Origin of the sequence: Lentzea sp. NBRC 105346 (assembly GCF_030269605.1) — a bacterium.
GTDB lineage: Bacteria > Actinomycetota > Actinomycetes > Mycobacteriales > Pseudonocardiaceae > Lentzea.
In genome coordinates, this window is record NZ_BSTQ01000002.1 from 759578 (window position 1) to 779618 (window position 20041).

General features: G+C 70.2%; 19 protein-coding genes. 17 read left to right on the top strand and 2 right to left on the bottom strand.

Translation table 11 applies throughout. The features are described 5' to 3' along the window. Positions 1–19 precede the first annotated feature (19 nt). Entirely contained in the window at positions 20–730 is a 711-nt protein-coding gene (locus QSK35_RS07235; RefSeq protein WP_285743480.1) for a helix-turn-helix transcriptional regulator, read from the bottom strand. Positions 731–1109: 379 nt separating this feature from the next. Between QSK35_RS07235 and QSK35_RS07240 the strand changes: the two genes are divergently transcribed. The 10 genes from QSK35_RS07240 to QSK35_RS07285 all read left to right on the top strand — a co-directional run bounded on the left by QSK35_RS07240 (position 1110) and on the right by QSK35_RS07285 (position 10948). Then, positions 1110–2519, top strand: coding sequence for a nitroreductase family protein (locus QSK35_RS07240; protein WP_285743482.1), 1410 nt, complete (start codon positions 1110–1112; stop codon positions 2517–2519). Positions 2520–2523: 4 nt separating this feature from the next. Continuing rightward, positions 2524–3873: a class I adenylate-forming enzyme family protein gene (locus QSK35_RS07245; RefSeq protein ID WP_285743483.1), complete on the top strand. Its 1350-nt coding sequence runs from the start codon at positions 2524–2526 to the stop codon at positions 3871–3873. Further along, complete coding sequence (locus QSK35_RS07250) at positions 3870–4154, top strand: hypothetical protein (RefSeq protein WP_285743485.1); 285 nt, start codon at positions 3870–3872, stop codon at positions 4152–4154. Before QSK35_RS07245 ends, QSK35_RS07250 begins: the two co-directional genes overlap by 4 nt. Continuing rightward, positions 4139–4822, top strand: coding sequence for a dihydrodipicolinate reductase C-terminal domain-containing protein (locus tag QSK35_RS07255; RefSeq protein WP_285743487.1), 684 nt, complete (start codon positions 4139–4141; stop codon positions 4820–4822). The genes QSK35_RS07250 and QSK35_RS07255 overlap by 16 nt, the downstream gene beginning before the upstream one ends. Then, positions 4819–5544, top strand: a complete 726-nt coding sequence (locus QSK35_RS07260; protein ID WP_285743488.1) for a class II aldolase/adducin family protein — start codon at positions 4819–4821, stop codon at positions 5542–5544. The genes QSK35_RS07255 and QSK35_RS07260 overlap by 4 nt, the downstream gene beginning before the upstream one ends. After that, entirely contained in the window at positions 5541–6677 is a 1137-nt protein-coding gene (locus QSK35_RS07265) for an acyl-CoA dehydrogenase family protein (RefSeq protein ID WP_285743490.1), read from the top strand. The genes QSK35_RS07260 and QSK35_RS07265 overlap by 4 nt, the downstream gene beginning before the upstream one ends. Before the next feature lie 88 nt (positions 6678–6765). After that, positions 6766–8160 (top strand): DHA2 family efflux MFS transporter permease subunit, encoded by a 1395-nt coding sequence (locus tag QSK35_RS07270; protein WP_285743492.1) that lies wholly within the window; start codon positions 6766–6768, stop codon positions 8158–8160. Between the two features lie 108 nt (positions 8161–8268). Continuing rightward, positions 8269–9369: an acyltransferase family protein gene (locus QSK35_RS07275; RefSeq protein WP_285743494.1), complete on the top strand. Its 1101-nt coding sequence runs from the start codon at positions 8269–8271 to the stop codon at positions 9367–9369. A gap of 44 nt (positions 9370–9413) precedes the next feature. Then, positions 9414–10538: a glycosyltransferase gene (locus QSK35_RS07280; RefSeq protein ID WP_285743495.1), complete on the top strand. Its 1125-nt coding sequence runs from the start codon at positions 9414–9416 to the stop codon at positions 10536–10538. Continuing rightward, complete coding sequence (locus QSK35_RS07285; RefSeq protein ID WP_285743496.1) at positions 10535–10948, top strand: VOC family protein; 414 nt, start codon at positions 10535–10537, stop codon at positions 10946–10948. The genes QSK35_RS07280 and QSK35_RS07285 overlap by 4 nt, the downstream gene beginning before the upstream one ends. Positions 10949–10992: 44 nt before the next feature. Here the strand turns inward: QSK35_RS07285 and QSK35_RS07290 are convergent, their stop codons facing one another. Beyond that, on the bottom strand, positions 10993–12540 hold the full coding sequence (locus QSK35_RS07290) for an FAD-dependent monooxygenase (protein WP_285743498.1): 1548 nt from the start codon (positions 12538–12540) through the stop codon (positions 10993–10995). A 162-nt stretch (positions 12541–12702) separates the two neighbouring features. Between QSK35_RS07290 and QSK35_RS07295 the strand changes: the two genes are divergently transcribed. From QSK35_RS07295 to QSK35_RS07325, 7 genes are read left to right on the top strand one after another with little or no spacing between them, the layout of a single operon-like run. Beyond that, positions 12703–13869, top strand: coding sequence for a 3-deoxy-7-phosphoheptulonate synthase (locus tag QSK35_RS07295; RefSeq protein WP_285743500.1), 1167 nt, complete (start codon positions 12703–12705; stop codon positions 13867–13869). A 20-nt stretch (positions 13870–13889) separates the two neighbouring features. After that, entirely contained in the window at positions 13890–14663 is a 774-nt protein-coding gene (locus QSK35_RS07300; protein ID WP_285743502.1) for a 2,3-dihydro-2,3-dihydroxybenzoate dehydrogenase, read from the top strand. Continuing rightward, positions 14660–15331 carry an isochorismatase family protein gene (locus tag QSK35_RS07305; protein ID WP_285743504.1) on the top strand — a complete coding sequence of 224 codons (672 nt, stop codon included), beginning with the start codon at positions 14660–14662 and terminating at the stop codon, positions 15329–15331. The genes QSK35_RS07300 and QSK35_RS07305 overlap by 4 nt, the downstream gene beginning before the upstream one ends. Continuing rightward, positions 15328–17244, top strand: coding sequence for an anthranilate synthase family protein (locus QSK35_RS07310; RefSeq protein ID WP_285743506.1), 1917 nt, complete (start codon positions 15328–15330; stop codon positions 17242–17244). Before QSK35_RS07305 ends, QSK35_RS07310 begins: the two co-directional genes overlap by 4 nt. Then, entirely contained in the window at positions 17226–18404 is a 1179-nt protein-coding gene (locus QSK35_RS07315) for an FAD-dependent monooxygenase (protein ID WP_285743508.1), read from the top strand. The genes QSK35_RS07310 and QSK35_RS07315 overlap by 19 nt, the downstream gene beginning before the upstream one ends. A 1-nt stretch (position 18405) precedes the next feature. Beyond that, positions 18406–19539, top strand: a complete 1134-nt coding sequence (locus QSK35_RS07320; protein WP_285743510.1) for a ThiF family adenylyltransferase — start codon at positions 18406–18408, stop codon at positions 19537–19539. Continuing rightward, positions 19539–20015: a heme-degrading domain-containing protein gene (locus QSK35_RS07325; RefSeq protein WP_285743512.1), complete on the top strand. Its 477-nt coding sequence runs from the start codon at positions 19539–19541 to the stop codon at positions 20013–20015. Before QSK35_RS07320 ends, QSK35_RS07325 begins: the two co-directional genes overlap by 1 nt. The last annotated feature ends 26 nt before the right edge of the window (positions 20016–20041 follow it).

Sequence of the window (20041 nt, forward strand, 5' to 3'; positions counted from 1 at the left end):
GCCGTTTCACCTCTCGCGCTCAGCCAGCGCAGCTGAGCTGCTCCATCGATTCCCGCGGCTGCGCCGCCCCCAGGAGGTCGTGATGACGTGCCGCCACCAGACCGGCCTCGAACCGGCTGCTCACGCCGAGCCGCCGCAACAACGACGAGACGATGCGCCGCAACGTTCGCGGCGACACCTGGAGCTCACGGGCGATCGTCGAGTCCTTCCGGCCACACGCCCACAGCCGCAACACCAGCAGCTGCTGGGTGTCCAGCCGGAGCGTTGCCGCAGGCCGGTCGGCCGACTCCGCCACGAGTTCGGGTACGGGCAACGCGTTCGTCGTACCGTCCCAGCAGAACTCGAACATCCGGCGCAACAGCCGCACCACCGTTGGATCACGCACGAGCAGGACCGCACCAGGCTCGTCGTCCGGACGATGGGCCGCCGAGACCAGTGCCAGCGACTCGTCCACGACCAGCAACCGGTAGGGCAGCAGCAGCGATGTGCGCATCTGCACGCCCATCGCGGCGAGCTTCCTCAGGTAGGCCGTGGACTGCGTGCCCTCCGCGGGACTGGTCTGCATGATGGCCCGGACCTCGACGCCACGCTCCCTCGCAAGGCGGTTGCGGGACAACGACCGCGCGTGCTGGTCGGTGGCCGCGATCACGGGGTACATCCACAGGATCTCCCGCGTCGCGAGCACCGTGGCGTGCTCGACCAGCTCCTCGGCCTGGAGCGGGTCGGTCACCTCCTCGACGCCCAGCATCCCGGTTTTCGGGTTACTTGCGTAAAGAGCGAGCGCGGAGATCTGCGCACGGACCGAATTCGCATGGTTCGACGCACTTTCCAGCGTTCGCTGCTGTTGTTCCAACAGTCCGCTGAGCACTTCCCAGGGACAGTTACCCGCTGTGGTAGCCGTTCCTTCCAGGATCACTTAGACATCCCCCTGAATGATCCGCTGTCCGCCCATGGCCACGACCGCCACGGGCCACCGACAGGTCTACACGAAGTCGAAGACTTCTGACAACGTCGGACTCGAATCAGTGGATTTCCACCGTTTCACGAATCTTGATCATCCAAACGCCGTAGAAGAGCGCGCCCTGGAACAGGAAGCGAGGAGTGCACGGGTGAACGGTTACACGCCCGCCTTGTACGCCCCATCGGGGTCCGTCGGGGTGCTGGACTCGGCGATCAGCACTGGTCAGGACGCCTCATGGCGCTGGGACCGGATGATGCTCACCGCGCCCGCCGGTACGCGCGCGGTCGCCTGCCGGGACGTGCCCGCCGAGCTGCGCCCGGTGCTGCGGCTCTTCGACACCGCGTCCGCGGGCACGCTCAACGGTGGCCCGTCGGTGCCATCGGCCGGAGCGTTGCACCCCTACGAGTACTTCGCCGCCGTGGGCGAGGCGATCTACGCGCTCGACGCCGCACGGCATCGGTGCACGCTGGTCCGTTCCGGCGCCGCGGTGCGCACGGCGCTGGAGCAGGCCGGCCTCGCCGACACCGACGCGGCCGTGCTCGTCGTTCTGCGGCCGTGGTTGTCGATGCGCAAGTACGGCGACCGCGGCTACCTCTACGCCCAGCTCGACGCCGCACATCTGGCCACCCACCTGCTGGTTCTCGCCACCGAGTCGCACGATCGCGCGGAGCTCCGGACCACCCCGTCCGGCTCGCTGGGCGAGCTGCTCTCGTTGGACGCCAACTGCCGGTACGTGCACAGCGTGCTGGCGTTGCGTGGCGCGCACCACGACACCCACCCGCACGAATGGTCCTTTGTGGACGAACGCGGGGCCGCCGTGGCCGGTGACCGGTTCTGGCTGGAGCAGGAGTGCTGGAAGTCACTCGCCGGTCTGCGTGGTGACACCCCCGGCCCGGCCGCGTCGGTGCGCCGTGGCCCGTTGTTACCCGAGATGCGGGCCCAGCCGGAGACCGACCCGTTCCCCGGACCGGAGTCGATGACGTCGCTGGCCGCGAAACGCCGGTCCGCCAAGGACTTCGCGCCCGCCGTACTGACATGTGACGAGATCGACCGGACGCTGGCCGCGCTGCGCACCCCGCTGCTCACCGACCTCCCGCCGGACAGCGGGCTCGGCCTGACGCTCGTGGTGCGCGAGGTGGCGGACTGCGCGCCGGGCAGCTACCCGCTCTACGGTCCCGGCCGGATGTCCGACCCCGCCGCGGTCGCCCCGAGCGGCGACGAGCTGGTGCGGGTGTGCATGGGCCAGGAGCACCTGCGGCACGCGAGCGCGGTGCTGTTGTGCCACACCGATCGGCAACGGCTGCTCGATGCCGGCCCACGCGGTGTCAGCGACGCGTTGTTCCGCGCGGGTGCGCTCACCCACCTGCTGTACCTGGGCGCCGCGGCCACCGGCGTCGACGTGACCGCGATCGGCGGTTTCGACTCGATGGGCTGGCGCGTGCTCGCCGGACTGCCGGACGGGCACGAGGTGCTCTACGTCGCGCTGCTGGGCCGGTCCGGGCGCACCTCCGTGAAGCTCGACCGGCTGCACCGCGCCTACGCGCACAACGAGAGGTGATCCGATGCTGAGCGCGCTCTTCGACGAACTCCTGCGCCGGCACGGCGACCGCGTCGCGGTGTCCGACGGCGAGACCACCCTGACCTACCGGGAACTGGCCGACGCCGTCAGGTCCGCACGCCTGCCCATCCCAGCGGTCGAGCGGCCACGGGTCGGTCTGTGCGCGGGCAACTCCACCGCCTACGTGGTGCGCTACCTCGCCCTGCTGCACGCGGGCTGCGTGCCGTTCCTCATCGACCGCGCGACCGGCCCGCAGGACCTCGACGCGATCGTGGCCGACTGCGGGCTGGACCTGTTGCTGCACGAGGAGAACGTCACCACGTTCACCCCGCACCAGCGGCCGGACCTGCACGCGGACACCGAGGTGTGCCGCTTCACCTCGGGCTCGACGGGCCGGCCGAGCTGCATCGAGTTCTCCGGTCACGCCGTGCACCGCGCGGCGGTCAACTGGGTCGACGGCACGAAACTGACCGGCGACGACCGGATCGCGTGCTTCGCGACGCTGGCGAACGGCCTGGCGTTCAACACCTCGCTGCTGGCGGCGTTCCTGGTGGGCGCGCAGCTGCATCTCGGCCGTGGCCTGCCGACCGCGGGCCGCGTGGCGCGGATGCTCGACGGGTGCGGCGCGACCAGGCTGGTCGGTTTTCCGGCGCTGTACGAGTCTTTGGTGCGCCGCGGGCAGCGGTCCCTCGGCGCGCTGCGGCTGGCGATCTCGTCGGCCGCGCCGCTGTCGCCCGAGGTCAAGGCCGCGTTCACCGAGCTGACCGGCGTGCCGGTGCACAACTACTACGGCGCCGCGGAGGCCGGTCCCCTGACGTTCGCCACCGAGCCGCTGACCGATCCCGGTCTCGGCCGGCCGCTGCCAGGGGTGTCACTGCGGGCGGGCACGCCCGGTGAACCGGCGCCGATCGAGGTGCGCAGCGAGTCCATGGGCACGCGGTATCTCAACGCGCCCGGCCTGCTGGAGAGCCGGTTGACCGACGACGGCCACTACCGGACCGGCGACCTCGGTTACCTCGACGGCGGCAGCCTCGTGCTGACCGGACGTACCAGTCACATGGTCAACGTCGGCGGCCGCAAGGTCGACGCCGTCGAGGTGGCGTCGGTACTGCGGGACGCACCCGGTGTCGAGGACGCCGTGGTGCTGGAGGTGGCGGACCGGCACGGCGCGCCCGCGCTGGGCGCGGTGCTGGCCGGATCCCCCGACGCCACAGAGGTCCGCCGGTACGCGGCGACCAGGCTGGCGCCGCACCAGGTTCCCGCGCTCGTGCGGACCGTGCCGCTGATTCCCCGTGGCAGCACCGGAAAACCCGCGACGGCGCAGCTGCGCCGGATGTTCGAGACAACGTCATGAAAGAGGAGAGCACCGCCATGTCGCAGCCGGACGACCTCCGCGCCCGCATCGTCCGCATCGTCGTCGAGTCCGCCGAGGGTGACCTGTCCGAGCAGGACCTCGTCGCCGCGGGCGGCTCGCTGCCGGGCGTGAGCTACTCGTCGCTGTCGCTGATCCGCATGATCGACGCCGTCGAGAACCAGCTGGGCGTCTACCTCGACCCGGATTCCGACAGCGCGCGGTTCGAGACGATCGACAGCCTCGTCGAGCTGGTTTCGGAGAACCTGTGCGTGAGCCAGTGATCGGTGTTGTGGGCTTCGGGCGGCTCGGCCGGGCGATCGCCGCGCACACCAAGGTGATCCAGCTCGACTCGCGCTCTCCGCACGAGTGGGGCGAGGGGCCCGAGGTGATCGTCGACTGCGCCGCGCCCGAGGTCACCCACCAGGTGATCGACCTGTGCCACAAGCTGCGCGTGCCGCTGGTCGAGTGCGTGTCGAACCTGTGGCCCGGCCACGTCGAACGGCTGACCGAGCTCGCCCGCGACGTGCCCGTCGTGCGCGCGACGAACCTGGCGGTGGGCAACTACCTGCAGGCCCGCGTCGTGGATCACCTGGCCGAGCTGCTGGGCAAGCTGGGCGTCGGCCTGCCGGAAGCGTCCGTGCTGGAACGGCATCCGGCGACGAAGGCCCATCGGCCCAGCGCCACGGCCGTCGCGCTGGCCGACCGCTGGCACACCCGGACCGGACAGCAGGCCTCCGACATCGCCTCGCTGCGCGCCGGACCTCCGGTGAGCGACCACGAGATCCACCTCGGCTGGCCCGAGCAGTCACTGGTGGTGCGCCACGAGGTCCGTTCGCTCGACGCCGCGGCCGCGGGCGCGGTGACGGTCGCCCGCTGGGTGGCCGGGCGAGCACCGGGGCTCTATCCCGTACACGCGATCTACGACGATCTGGTGGAGGCGAACTCATGACGACCGTTCCGGCCCGCCTCGCGGCGCAGCTCGCGTTCGGCGCCCGCATGCTCTCGCTGGACGGGCACGACGACTTCAACCAGGGCCAGATCTCGGCCCGGATGCCCGGCTCGGACACGTTCTTCATCAAGAACGCGTTGTGCGGCTTCGACGAGGCCACCCCGGAGCAGGTCGTGGCCGCGTCCGTGCACCCCGACGCGCCGATCGACCCGCTCGCGCCGCCGGAGCTCCCGCTGCACCAGGCGATCTACCGGGCACGCCCGGACGTCAACGGCATCGTGCACAGCCACGCGCCGCACACCCTGGTGTTCGGCGCGACCGACCTGCCCGTGCGGCCGATCTCGCACGAGGGCGCGCACTTCGTCGACCGGCTCGGCCTGTTCACCGACACCAGCAACACCGTGCTGGACCAGGAGACCGGCGAGGCGATCGCGAAGGCCCTCGACAACGGCGAGGGTGTGCTGCTGCGCAACCACGGCGGAGTCGTCATCGGCAAGAGCGTGCGGCACGCCGCGGTGTTCGCGCAGGTGCTCGAACGCGCGTGCCGCCTGCAGCTGCTGGCCGAGCAGAGCGGGCAGCCCTACCACTACTCGACCGACACCGACGTGGCGTTGAAGCGGGACTTCATCTACGCGGACCTGTCCGTGCGGTCGTACTGGGACTACGCGGTGCGTCGCGTGGCGCGGGTCTGGCCGGAGGCGGCCGGTTGGGGGCGGGCATGACGTCTGTCGAGGTGCAAGATCTGCTCGCGTTGACCCGTGAGCTGGCCGACGAGGAGCTGGCGCCGCGCGCGGACGACTTCGAGGCGCGCGCCGAGTTCCCGCGCGAGCTGCTGCGGCTACTCGGCAAGTCCGGGCTGCTCAGCCTGCCGTACCCGGTCGAGCACGGTGGTGGCGGCCAGCCGTACGAGGTGTACCTCGAGGTGCTGGAGATCCTGGCGCGGCGCTGGCTGTGCGTGGCCCAGTCGGTCAACATCCACGTCCTGTCGTGCTACGGGGTAGCCGCACACGGCACTCCGGAACAGCGCGAGGAGCTGCTGCCCGCGTTGCTGGGCGGCGAGCTGCTCGGGGCCAACTGCCTGTCGGAGCCCGAGGTCGGCTCGGACATCTCGGCCATCGGCAGCACGGCAGTGCTCGACGGCGACGACTACGTGGTCAACGGCATGAAGTCGTTCACCAGCCACGCCGGTCAGGCGGACTTCTACAACCTGTTCTGCCGCACCGGCGGACCGGGTGTGCGCGGGTTGTCACTGCTGCTCGCCGACGCGTCGACGCCGGGACTCTCGTCGCTGGCGCCGGAGAAGAAGATGGGCGTGCGGTCCTCGCCGACCGCCACCGTGGTGCTCGACGACGCGCGCGTGCCCGCGTCGCGGCTGGTCGGCCGGCCCGGCAAGGGCTTTCTGATCGCCATGGGCCTGTTCGACCGCGGCCGGCTCGGCATCGCCGCGTGTGCCGTCGGGCTGGCGGACGCCGCGCTCGCGCACGCCGTGCGGTACGCGAAGACCCGCAAGCAGTTCGGGCAGCCGGTGGCGGACTTCCAGGGCGTCGGTTTCCTGTTGGCGGACATGTCCACGCAGGTGGCGGCCGCGCGGGCGCTCGTGCGGGAGGCCGCGCGGGCGTTGGACGCGGGCGCGCCGGCCGGTGAGGTGACCGCGATGGCGTCGCGCGCGAAGCTCTTCGCCACCGAGGCGGCCATGCGGGTGACGACCGACGCGGTGCAGGTGCTCGGCGCCTACGGCTACGTGCAGGACCACCCGGTCGAACGCTGGATGCGTGAGGCGAAGCTGCTGCAGATCATCGAGGGCACCAACCAGATCCAGCGGCTGGTGATCTCACGTGGCCTCAGTGGGTCATGACCGGACGTGGCCACCCCCTCGCTGACGGTCACAGCGGTGGATCTGCCAAGGTCGAGCCTGGTTCGTCTTCTCTCGTGAAGGTAAGGCAGTGGCACAACAAGCCGAAGAAAAGTCCACCCCGGTGGACGACCGGATCGACCCGGCTCTGCTCAAGATCGCGATCGTGGTGCTGCTCGGCAGCTTCACGACGTTGCTCGACACAACCATCGTGGTGGTGGCGTTCGACTCGCTGGTCAGCGAGTTCCACAGCTCGCTGGCCGCGGTCCAGTGGGTCAGCACGGCGTACCTGCTGGCGTTGAGCGCCGTCATCCCGCTCACCGGGTGGGCGTCGCACCGCTTCGGCGTCAAACCGCTGTGGATGGTGTCCATCGCGCTGTTCGCCGGTGGCTCGCTGCTGTGCGGACTCGCCTGGTCGTTGCCGAGCCTCATCGTGTTCCGGATCGTCCAGGGCCTCGGCGGCGGCATGATCATGCCGCTCGGCCAGACCCTGCTCGCGCAGGCCGCGGGTCCCTCGCGGATGGGCCGGGTGATGGCGCTGGTCGCGATCCCCGCGCAGCTCTCGCCGATCCTCGGCCCGGTGCTGGGCGGTGTGCTCACCGACGGGCCCGGCTGGCAGTGGCTGTTCCTCATCAACGTCCCGGTCGGCGTGGTGGCGCTGGCGATGTCGGTCAAGGCGATCGCGCCGACGACGCCGGAACGCGGCGAGCGGCTCGACTTCGTCGGCCTGCTGCTGCTCTCCCCTGGTCTCGCCGCGCTGGTGTACGGGTTGTCCGAGGTCGGTGGGCACCGGACCGTTGTGCTGCCACTGGTACTCGGCGCGGTGCTCGTGGCGGCGTTCGTGGTGTACGCGCTGCGCACGAAGATCACGCCGCTGCTCGACCTGCGGCTGTTCACCCGCCGGGCGTTCACCGCGCCGACGCTGGTGATGTTCTTCTTCGGCTTCTGCTACTTCGGCCCGATGTTCCTGCTGCCGCTGTACTTCCAGCAGGTACGCGGGCACGGGGCCCTCGCGGCCGGCCTGCTGCTCGCCCCGCAGGGGCTCGGCACGCTCACCGCGATGCTGGTGGTGGGCAAGAAGACCGACAAGATCGGCCCGCGACCGTTGATCATCGCGGGCCTGATCATCACGCTGCTCGGCACCGTCGCCTACACGCAGGTGCAGGCGGACACGAGCGAGCTGCTGCTCGGCCTGTCGCTGTACGTCCGCGGCATCGGCATCGGCGCCGCGGTCATCCCGATCATGGCGGCGGCCTACATCGGGCTGGAGAAGACGGCCATCCCGAAGGCCAGCACGACCGTGAACATCATGCAGCGCGTCGGCGGCTCGTTCGGCACGGCGCTGCTCGCCGTGGTGCTGCAGCACGAGCTCGCCGGTGGCGGCGACGTCTCGGTCGCGTACGGCCACACGTTCTGGTGGACGCTCGGCTTCAGCGTGATCGCGCTGGTGCCCGCGTTCCTCATCCCGCGCAAGGGTGCTTCGTGAACCCGGTGCTCGGTAGCGAACGTGGTGTTCAGGTACATCTATGTCCCTTTTCGTCACGTTCGCTACATCGGCCGCCCTTCGTGAAGCCTCAGAGAACTGGAGTCTAATGTGGACCGACGGCTGGACTCGCTGACCGGGGCGCGCTTCGTCGCCGCGTTCCTGGTGTTCTGCTTCCACGTGGCCACGCTCGGCCTGTTCGCGCCGGAGACCGGCGTGAGCGGGCCGCTGACCCTGCTCACGAAGAGCGCGGGCACCGTCGGTGTCTCGTTCTTCTTCGTGCTCAGCGGTTTCGTGCTCACCTGGTCGGCGCGTCCGGCCGACACCTACGGCGGATTCCTGCGCCGCAGGCTCGTGAAGATCTTCCCGAACCACGTGGTCACGTTCGCTCTGGCGATGGCCCTGTTCGCCGCGGCGGCCACCCCGCTGCCGACGGTGCTCGCGAACCTGTTCCTCGTGCAGGCCTGGGTGCCGGACCCCGCCACGTTCCTCAGCGTCAACGGCCCCAGCTGGTCGTTGTCGTGCGAGCTCGTGTTCTACCTGCTGTTCCCGGCGCTGCTGGCCTTGTCGGGACGGATCAAGCGGCTGTGGTGGTGGGCGGGTGGCGTGGTTGCGTTGATCGTGCTGCTGCCGGTGCTGGGTTCGCTGCTGCTGCCCGCCGAGCCGCGGTTCGAGCTGCCCGGAACCGTCCTGGATGGACAGTCGATCTATCCGATGTGGCTCGTCTACATCTTCCCGCCCGCCCGGCTGCTGGACTTCTTCCTGGGCATCCTGATGGCCCGGATCGTCCTGTCCGGCAAGTGGATCGGGCTCGGGGTGCGGCCCGCCGCGCTGCTCGCGGTGGCCGGGTACACCATCGGCCTGTTCACGCCGATGGTGTTCACCGTCGATGTGGTGACCGTGGTGCCGCTGGCGTTGCTGATCGCGGCGCTGGCCACCGCCGAGCGACAGGGTGCTTCGACGCTGGGCGGGCCCGTGTGGCGCCGGCTGGGTGAGGCTTCGTTCGCGTTCTACCTGATCCACGAGATCGTGCTCGTCCTGGTGCGGGCCACGGTCGGCTTCGATACGCAACTTTCCCTGTTGCCGGGCATAGCGGCCGTGCTGGTCGCGCTGGCGTTGAGCGTCGGCCTGGCGTTCGCGCTGCACCGCTGGGTCGAACAGCCCGCGATGCGCCGCTGGGCCCGCAATCCTGTTCCCGCGCCAGTGGCGTGACCCGCAACATTGGTCGTGACGTTGCGACTACCTGAGAGGTTTGCATGCGGATTCTCTTCGTGACCGGTGGCAGCCCGGCAACGGTGTTCCCACTGACCCCGCTGGCGACGGCGGCCCGCAACGCCGGCCACCAGGTGTTCGTCGCCTCCACCGAGGAGACGATGCCCGCGGTGGCGGGCGCGGGCCTGCCCGGCGTGTCCGTGTCGCCGACGCCGATCCGGACCTACATCACCACCGACCGCTCCGGCGCGCCGATCCAGGAGCCCACGGACCCGTTGGAGCACATGCACTACATCGGCCACGGGTTCGGCCGGCTCGCCGCCGGGCAGCTGCCCGGACTGTTCGAGCTGGCCCAGGCGTGGCGCCCGGACGTCGTGGTGGGCGGCTTCCTGGTGTTCGCCGCGCCGGTGCTGGCCGCCCGGCTGGGCGTGCCGTACGTGCGGCACTCCTGGGACTCCGGCGAGCCGCCCGTGGTCGACGTCGCCGCGGAGCAGGAGATGCGGCCCGAGCTGGAAAACCTCGGGCTGTCCGGAATCCCGGCCGCCGACCTGTGGATCGACATCTGCCCGCCGAGCGTGCGGCCGCCGGACGCGCCCGCGGCTCAGCCGATGCGGTACATCCCGTGCAACATGCAGCAGACGCTGGAACCGTGGATGTACACCAAGGCCAACGACCGGCGCATCCTCGTCACGGCGGGCACCAAGGTCGCGATCGACAACTTCTTCGACTACCTGGTGAACCTGGTGGACAAGGTGAAGCCGCTGGACGCCGAGATCGTGGTCGCGGCGCCGGACCGGGTGTCGGCGCAGCTGACCGAGCGGCTCGGCGTGCGGGCCGGATGGCTGCCGCTGGACGTCGTCACCCCCAGCTGCGACCTGCTGGTGCACCACGCGGGCGGCGGGACGGCGTTGACCGGCATGGCCTGTGCGGTGCCGCAGCTGCTGATCCCCAACATGCCCAAGCTGATCGGCCCTTCGGAGCGACTGGCCGCCTATGGCGCGGCGAAGATGCTGCGTGAGGGCGAGGACACCCCGGACGCGATCGCGGCGGCGTGCGAGGAGTTGCTGACCACGCCGTCCTACGCGCAACGTTCCGTCGACATCTCGCAGGAGATCGCGGCCATGCCATCGCCCGCCGAGGTGCTGAGCGTAGTGGAGAAGCTGGCGTGAACCCGTTCTACCACATCTGTTTCGTCGTCCCGGACATCGAGGCGGCGATGGCCGACCTCACCCGGACCGTCGGGGTCGAGTGGGGTGCGGTGAAGGACGACGAGCTGGGGCCGTGGCAGTACCGGATGGCTTTCTCCCGCTCCGGGTTCCCCGCGTTCGAGCTGATCGAGGGGCCGGCGGGCAGTCCGTGGGACTCGACGCTCGGCGCGCGCTGCGACCACATCGGCTACTGGGCCGACTCGGTTGAGGAAAGCGCGCAACGCCTGACGGAGGAAGGGTTTCCGGCCGACTTCAGCGGCTGCGCGTACGGCCGGCTGTACAGCTATCACCCGGTGCCGAGCCTGGGTGTCCGCCTGGAGATGATGGACATCTCCAGGCAGGACAACTTCATGGCCACCTGGATGAGCTGAGGCGGGTCGTGAGTGGTTTCCGTCGCCACAGCAACGGAAACCACTCACGACCTGTGCAGAATCCGCCGGTAGGCCTCAGTGAGCGCCCCCGGCTCGCCCGCCTGGGTCGCACGCCAGCCTACGAACCCGTCCGGCCGCACCAGCAATGCGCCGGATTCCCCGATCCCGGCCCGGCGCAGCCAAGCCCGATCCTCGATCACGTGGCCGTCCACCTCGGGCAGTTCTTTAAGCCACTGCTCACCATCAGGCCCGGCCAGCACCGTGAACCGACCCCGCACGAGATCCAGCGTCGACCGGCCATCGGCGAGCCACGCGTGCGGCAACCGCGAACCGGGCGCGCCGTCGAGGTCCAGCTCCACATCCTCTGTGGACGGAAGCACCGGCTCCGGACCGATAACCGCGCCGGAGTCGTAGCGATAACCCAAGTGCACCACCGGGGCGTTGAGGACACCGGCCGCGGCCCGCCGTTCGGCCCCCTCCGGCCCGCGTGCCCAGTGCAGGCTCGGATCGGCCAGCCGGGCCATCGCCTGCTCCATCGCGGTCAACGCGACCGGACGGCGTTCCGCTTCATAGGTGTCCAGCAAGCCAGGTCCGGCGCTTCCGTCAAGCACCGCCGCCAGTTTCCATGCCAGGTTGTGTCCGTCCGCGACACCGGTGTTCATGCCGAACGCGCCGACCGGTGGAATGACATGCGCCGCGTCGCCGGCCAGGAACACCCGCCCGGACCGGAACGCGGTCGCCACCGCACCGCGTGCCTGCCACGGCAACACGCTGACGATCTCCAACTCCAATTGAGACTTCCCTGTGGCAGCACGGATACGCTCCTCGATGCGCTGCGTCGTGAAGTCCTCGAAGCTATCGGCGGCCGGGTCGTAACGAAAGTGGTAGATCCACTTGAAGTGGCCGTCCACCGGGAGCAGTCCGCCGGGAGCCTCAGGAGTGGTGATGTCGCAGACGATGAAGGTGTGACCGCCGGTGAGATCGCTCAGATCGGCGTGGAACAACACGCTCACCAGCGGCTGTCCCAAAGCGCCCGGCCCGGTCGTGCCGATTCCGGCCGCCGCGCGTACCGTGCTGCGGGCGCCGTCCGCACCGACGAGGTACCGTGCCCGCACCTCGCGTCCGTCTCGTAACATCGCGGTCACTCCGGCGTCATCCTGTTGGTAGGACAACAGTTCCGCGCCGAACTCGGCCGGAGCGCCCGCGGCCAGCAGCGCGGTGTCGAGCTCGTGTTGCGGGCACGTGCCGCGCAAAGCCCGCGGTGTCAATTGGTCGAACTCCGCGGTGCGCGGCGGAGCGGCCGCGGCCAGCGCGTCCAAATCGGCCTCGGCCAGTGTGGGCGCCGAGAACATCTGCAGGTTGCTGCCAGTCATGTCCATGCAGGCGGCGTCGACGACATCGACTATTTCAAGTTCCCGCAACAACTCCACTGTGCGCGGACCGATGCCCATGGCCCGCGGGTGCACGGGCGGGGCGGCGGCGCGGTCGATGGCCAGCGCCGAAACACCCTGCCTGGCCAGCATCAACGCGGTGCACAGGCCAACGGTGCCCGCGCCGGTGATCAGCACGTCGGTGCGCATGTGAGTCCCCATTCTTTGTTCTCCCCCAACATAGTTCTCCTGACCTGCGAAAGGCGTGTCCGCCGGTGGCCACGACCGCCGGTGGCCACGTTCCGGATCTACCCGGATGCGCTCGGCTCTGGGAAAGTCAGATCGGTCGTGTGGGTGGAAAAACCATTTGGGAGGCGGGTCTCGATGTCCGATCTTGTGGCGGAACAGCCCGCCATCGACGGCTGGTTCACGCTTCCCGCGGCGCAACAGCCACAGTGGAGCAACAGCTGGTTACGTCATCAGATCAGGGCGGATCTGGCCGGCCTGCCAGGTCTGGTGGACCACGACGCGGTCGCGTTGCTGCGCAGGCAGATCGGTGAGGTCGCAGCCGGGCGCATGCGCGTCGTCCAAGCGGGCGACTGCGCCGAGGATCCCGCCGAGTGCGGCGCGGAAGACGTGCGACGCAAGGCTGTGATGCTCGACGCACTCGCGGGTGTGTTGCATGCGAACACTGGTAGGCCCGTGCTGCGGATCGGCCGGCTCGCCGGGCAGTTCGCGAAGCCGCGGACGGAGGCGACCGAGCGCGTCGGCGATCTGGAGCTGCCTTCCTACCGCGGGCCGATGGTGAACGGGCCGGAGCCCGTGCCGGGTGAGCGCATGCCGGATCCGTTGCGCCTCATGGCCGGCTACCACCTGTCGGCCTCGGTGCTGAACGGGCTGGCCGAGCTCGGCCGCACGGAACCGGTGTGGACGAGCCACGAAGCGCTGCTCCTGGACTACGAGGTGCCGTTGCTGCGCCGGACCCCGGCCGGGGAACTGCTGCTGGCCTCGACGCACTTCCCGTGGGTCGGCGAACGGACCCGCGCGCTCGACGGCGCGCACGTGCGGCTGCTCGCGTCCGTGGTGAACCCGGTGGCGTGCAAGGTCGGGCCCTCGATGACGCCGGACGAGCTGGTGCGGTTGTGCGAGCTGCTCGACCCGGACCGTGAGCCCGGCAGGCTGACGTTGATCGCGCGCCTCGGCGCGGACGCGGTGAGCCGGGTGCTGCCGCAGCTGGTGCGCGCGGTTCGCGAGGCGGGGCATCCGGTGGTCTGGCTGTGCGATCCCATGCACGGCAACACCGTGCGTGCCGTGTCCGGCCGCAAGACGAGGGCTGTTGAGACGCTGGTGCGGGAACTGGCGGGATTCCAGGACTCGATGCTCGCCGAGGGTGCCGTCGCCGGTGGGGTGCACCTCGAGGCGACACCGAGCGCCGTGGCCGAATGCGTGTGGCGCTCCGGTGATCAACCAGGAGATCCCTACCTGACCTTGTGCGACCCTCGACTCGACCTGCGTCAGGCGGTCGAAGTCGTGTCCACCTGGTGGGCCTGACAGATTCCTGGAGGATTTCCTTGGCAGCCAACGACTTCTCCGGCAAGATCGGCATCGTGACCGGTGCGGCCGGGGGCATCGGCGAGGCACTGACGCTCGCCCTGGCCGAGAGCGGCGCGACCGTGGCCGCGGTCGACGTGCACGACGAGCCGCTGCGGGCGCTGGAGCGCAAGGCCGGCTCGGTCACCGGCTTCGCCGCCGACGTCGCGTCCGCCGAGGCGGTTGAGTCCATTGTGGACCAAGTGGAGCAGACGCTCGGACCGATCTCTTTCCTGGTCAACGGCGCGGGCGTGCTGCGTGCCGCGAAGGCGCTGTCGCTGACCGCCGAGGACTGGGCGAAGACGTTCTCCGTCAACGTCGACGGCGTCTTCCACTTCTCGACCGCGGTAGCACGCAGGATGGTGCCGCGCCGTTCAGGCGCGATCGTCACCGTGGCGTCCAACGCGGCGAGCGTGCCGCGGATGCACATGGCCGCGTACGGCGCGTCCAAGGCGGCCGCGACGGCGTTCACCAAGAACCTCGGGCTGGAGCTCGCCGAACACGGCATCCGCTGCAACGTGGTCGCCCCCGGATCCACGGACACTCCCATGCTGCACCAGCTGTGGCACGACGAGACCGGTCCGGCGAGCTCGCTGCGCGGGTCGCTGCCCGAGTACCGGGTCGGCATCCCGCTCGGCAAGTTCGCGACCCCGGCCGACATCGCGAACGCCGTGCTGTTCCTGTTGTCCGACAACGCTTCCCACATCACCATGCACGACCTGTACGTCGACGGTGGCGCGGCGCTCGGCCGATGAGCACCGCACGAGAGGACACGACCGTGGGCATTCCCCCCATCACGCCCTATCCGATGCCGCTGCAGGACGACCTGCCGGCGAGCACGCCGGCCTGGGCACCCGACCCCGGCCGGGCCGTGCTGCTCGTGCACGACATGCAGCGCTACTTCGTGCGCCCGTTCGCGCCCGTCCAGGCACGCGAGCTGGTCGCGAACTGCGCGGCGCTGGTGGACCGCGCCCGTGCGCTCGGCATCCCGGTCGCCTACACCGCGCAGCCCGGCGGCATGACCCCGGAGCAGCGCGGACTGCTCAAGGACATCTGGGGTCCGGGCATGACCACCACGCCGGAGGACCGCGAGGTGATCGACGAGCTGGCGCCGGACGCGGACAGCGCGCTGTTCACGAAGTGGCGCTACAGCGCGTTCTTCAACAACGGGCTGCTCGACTACCTGCGCACCCTCGGCCGTGACCAGCTGATCATCTGCGGGGTCTACGCGCACGTCGGCTGCCTGATGACGGCGGTCGACGCGTTCACCAACGACATCGAGACGTTCTTCGTGGCGGACGCGACCGCGGACTTCACGCCGGAGTACCACCGCCTGGCACTGGACTACGCCGCCGCCCGGTGTGCGGTCGTGCTGACCACGAGCGCGATCCTGTCCTCTGTGGACCGGATGGTGGCGACATGACCGCGGAGTTCACCTCGCTGCTGGCCCGTGTCCTGTACGCCGAACCGGGCCCGTTCGTGCTGCTGCACCGGCCGGAGGCGGTCGGTGACCGGGTCGAGCTGCTGACCGGCGACGTGGCCGAGTACGCCACGCTGGCCGACCTGCCGCTGCCCGAGCCGGTGGCCGGGCAGCCGCGGCACGAGCTGTTCGCGCTGGTCCCCTACCGGCAGATCGGCGAACGCGGGTTCGAGTGCCACGACGACGGCGCGCCGCTGCTCGGGCTGACCGTGCGCGAGCAGATGACCTGTTCCGTGGCCGACGCACAGCGGATCATCCCGGCCACGCCGATCACGTTGTCCGGCGGCGGTTTCGAGCCCGCCGACGAGGAGTACGCGGAGATCGTCGACCGCGTGCTGGCGGCCGAGATCGGCCACGGCGCCGGTGCGAACTTCGTGATCAAGCGCGCGTTCACCGCCGACGTCACCGCCTTCACCCCGCGCACCGCGGCCGGGCTGTTCAGCCGGCTGCTGGCCGGGGAACGCGGCGCCTACTGGACGTTCGTCGTGCACACCGGCGAGCGGACGTTCGTCGGCGCTACGCCGGAGCGGCACGTCAGCCTGTTCGACTCGACCGCGCTGATGAACCCGATCAGCGGCACGTTCCGCTATGCGGCGGAGGGCCCGAAGCTCAGCGACCTGATGGCGTTCCTGCGTGACGCCAAGGAAACCGGCGAGCTCTACATGGTGCTCGACGAGGAACTGAAGATGATGGGCCGCATCACCGAGCGGGGCGGCCGCGCGGTGGGGCCGTTCCTCAAGGAGATGGCCACCCTCGCGCACACCGAGTACCTCATCGAGGGCCGGACCACCATGGACGTCCGGGACATCCTGCGCGAGACGATGTTCGCGCCCACCGTGACGGGCAGCCCGGTGGAGAGCGCCTGCCGGGTGATCCGCGAGTACGAGCCGCACGGCCGCGGGTACTACAGCGGGGTCGCCGCACTGATCAGCCACGACGTCAACGGCGGGCGGTCGCTCGACTCCGCGATCCTGTTGCGCACGGCCGAGATCACCGGTGACCGGCTTGCCATCTCGGTGGGCGCGACGCTGGTCCGCGACTCCGATCCCGCGTCCGAGGTGGCCGAAACCCGGGCCAAGGCAAGGGGAATGCTGCGCGCTCTCGGCGTGGAGGACACACCGTCCGGCGGGCCGGTCTCCGCGCACAGGTTCGGCGACCATCCGGACGTGCGCGCCGAACTGACCGCGCGCAACAGCGACCTGGCGCGGTTCTGGCTGGACCGCCCGGCACCCGACGAGCTCGTGGTGCCCGCGCTCGCGGGCAAGCGGACGCTGGTCGTCGACGCGGAGGACACGTTCACCTCGATGCTCGGCCACCAGCTGCGTGCGCTGGGACTCGAGGTCGAGGTGGCCTCGTATGCCGACGCGTGCCCCGCCGGGCACGATCTCGTCGTGATGGGGCCGGGTCCCGGTGATCCGCGTGCTATCGATCATCCGAAGATCGCGGCGCTGCGCGCGCACATGCGCTCGTTGCTCGACACCGCCACGCCGTTCCTCGCGGTGTGCCTGAGCCACCAGGTGCTCGGCGGTCTGCTCGGCTTCGAGACGATGCGCCGCGAGAGCCCGAACCAGGGCGTGCAGCACGAGATCGACTTCTTCGGCCGGCGGGTCGGAATGGGGTTCTACAACACCTTCGCGCTGCACAGCCCGAGCGACGAGGTGGCGTGCCCCGGCGTGGTGGAGAAGGTCGCGGTGAGCCGGGATCCGCTGACCGGTGAGGTGCACGGGCTGCACGGGCCGGGGTTCCGCTCCACGCAGTTTCACATGGAATCGGTGCTCAGCCCGCACGGCCTGGACGTGCTGAGCGAGCTGGTGACGTCGTTGCTGGAGGTGGACCGGTGTCCGAGTTCGTGGTAGCCGGCGGTGGGATCAGCGGGCTCGCGGTGGCGTTGGGCATCGCTCGCAACGGGCACACCGTGCGGGTGCTGGAACGCAACGCGGAGTTCGCCGAGCTCGGCGCCGGAATCCAGTTGGCCCCCAACGCCTTCCACGCGCTCGACCAGCTCGGCGTCGGTGCCGAGGTGCGGGCGAGCGCCGTGCACGTGGACGCGCTGCGCCTGTTCGACGGTCTCTCCGGCGCGACGCTCGTCGCGCTGCCGCTGGGCGAGGAGTACCGGCGGCGGTTCGGCAACCCGTACGCGGTCGTGCATCGGGCGGACCTCTACGCGCCACTGCTGCGGGCGTGCCGCGAACATCCCGGCATCGAGCTGCGTTCGGGCAGTGAGGTCGTCAGCTACACGCAGACGGCGTCCTTGGTGGAGTGCATGTTGCGTTCCGGCGAGCGGCTGACGGCGGACGGCCTGATCGGCGCCGACGGCATCCGTTCCGCGATCCGGCGGCAGCTGGTCGGCGACGGTGCCCCGCGCGTCTCCGGCCACACGATCTTCCGATCGGTGGTGCCGATGGACTCGGTGCCCGCGCACCTGCGCTGGAACTCGGTGTGCCTGTGGGCCGGTCCGGACTGGCACTTCGTGCACTACCCGATCGCGGGCGGCCGCGAGCTGAACATGGCGATCACCCGCAACGACGGCGCTTCGGTGGCGGTGTCCGGGGATCCCGTCGACCGGGACGTCGTGCTCAACGGGTTCCCCGGTCTGGCGCGCACCGCGTGTGAACTGCTCCGGCTGGGCCGCGACTGGCGGACCTGGGTGCTGTGCGACCGCGACCCCGTCCAGCGCTGGGCCGACGGCCGCGTGGTGCTGATCGGCGACGCGGCCCACCCGATGCTGCAGTACGCCGCACAGGGCGCGTGCCTGGCCCTGGAGGACTCGGTGGCGCTGGCCGGTTTCCTGGGCAGCGGTTCCGAGATCGCCCCGGCGTTCGAGACGTTCACGGCCGCACGCCGCGACCGCACCGCCCGCGCGCAGCTCGCCGCGCGCTGGATGGGCGACGAGCTCTACCACCCCGCGGGCGCCCGCGCGACCGCGCGCGACGCCATGCTTCGCGAACTGTCCACAGAGGACCTCTTCGACACCGTCTCCTGGCTGCACGAGACACCTGTCCGACAAGGAGTGTGAAATGCCTTTCCCGCCGCTCGTGAGCCCGGCCGACGACCTCGGCGACGACTACGTGCGCGCTCATGCCCACCAGCTGATCCTGGTGGAGGTCGGTGCGGCCGGCCAGCGCCGCCTGCGCGCGGGCAGCGTGCTGGTGGTCGGCGCGGACGAGATCGGCGCCCCGGCCCTGACCCACCTGGCCGACGCGGGTGTCGGCCGCCTCGGCATCGTCGACGGCTCTCCCCTGCACCCGTGGGACCAGTACGCCGGACTGCCGGGCTACACCGGCACGCGCGCCGCGGCGTGGACCTCGACGCTGCAAGGGGTTCACCCGTCGCTGACCATCACCGCGTACGAGAGCCGCCTGTCCGCGGACAACGCGCTCGAGCTCATCTCGGACTATGACGTCGTGCTCTACGCCGGCGAGGACCCCGCGATGTGCTGTCTGGTCGACGACGCGTGTGCACGCCTGGGCAAGCCGTTCGTGTGGGCGGGCATGGAGGCGGCGCAGGGCCGGGTCAGCGTGTTCTGGGAGCAGCACGGCCCCACGTTCCGCGACCTGCAGCCGATGCCGTCGCCGTACTTCCGCGGCATGGCCGGCGCGCTGAAGGCGTTGGGCGGCTGGCTTTCCGCGGTGATGGCGACCGAGACGATCAAGCTGCTGACCGGCACCGGCGAGCCCCTCGTGGGCCGGCTGATGACCTACGACGCGATGAGCGCCCACACCTCAGTGGTTCCTTTGGACCGGACTCCCCACGTCCGCCCCGGCAAGCTGACCGCGGCCGAGCCCTTCTTCGGCCTGCTCTCCCCCGCGGCCGCCGACGCGGCGCGGGAGTCGACGATCTCCGCCGAAGAGCTGAAAGTCATGCTGGACAACGAGGTTCCGTTGTTGCTGGTGGACGTGCGCGAGGCGGACGAACACGCGTTCGCCGACCTGCCGGGCTCAGTCCTGATGCCGAAGAAGGAGTTCCTCGAAGGCGACGCGGCGCTGTCGTTGCCTCAGGATCGCAAGGTGGTCCTGTTCTGCCGCATGGGTATCCGCTCGGCCGAGGCACTGGCCGTGGTCAAGAAGCACGGGCACCCGGACGCCGTGCATCTGGGCGGCGGCATCCTGGCCTGGGCGGACCGGGTCGACCCGAGCCTGCCGAGGTACTGATGTCGAACCTGCTGGCCACGTTGGCGGAACAGGAAGAACGCCTCCAGTTCGCGTCGTTCTCCAACTCGACGGCCCTGGCACTGGGCCAGTTCCTGCTGGCCGCCGCCCAGGCTCAGGGCCTGGCTGTCACGATCTCCGTGCGCCGCAACGGGCAACGTCTCTTCCACGCGGCGCTGCCCGGCACGTCCGCGGACAACGACGCGTGGATCGAGCGCAAAAGCCGGGTGGTGGACCGCTACGGTCACAGCTCGTTCTACGTCGGCGAGCGATTCCGGGCGCGCGGCAGCACGTTCGAGGAGCGGTCCCGGCTGGACCCCGACCTGTACGCCGCGTACGGCGGGGTGTTCCCGGTGATCGTGCGCGGCACCGGGCCGGTGGGCACCGTCGGGGTGTCCGGTCTGCCGGAGGTCGAGGACCACGCGTTCGTCGTGGCCCAGCTGGAGGCGTTCCTCACCGATCACCGGAACAACAGCTGAAGCACCGACCGCCCAGGCGGAATAGT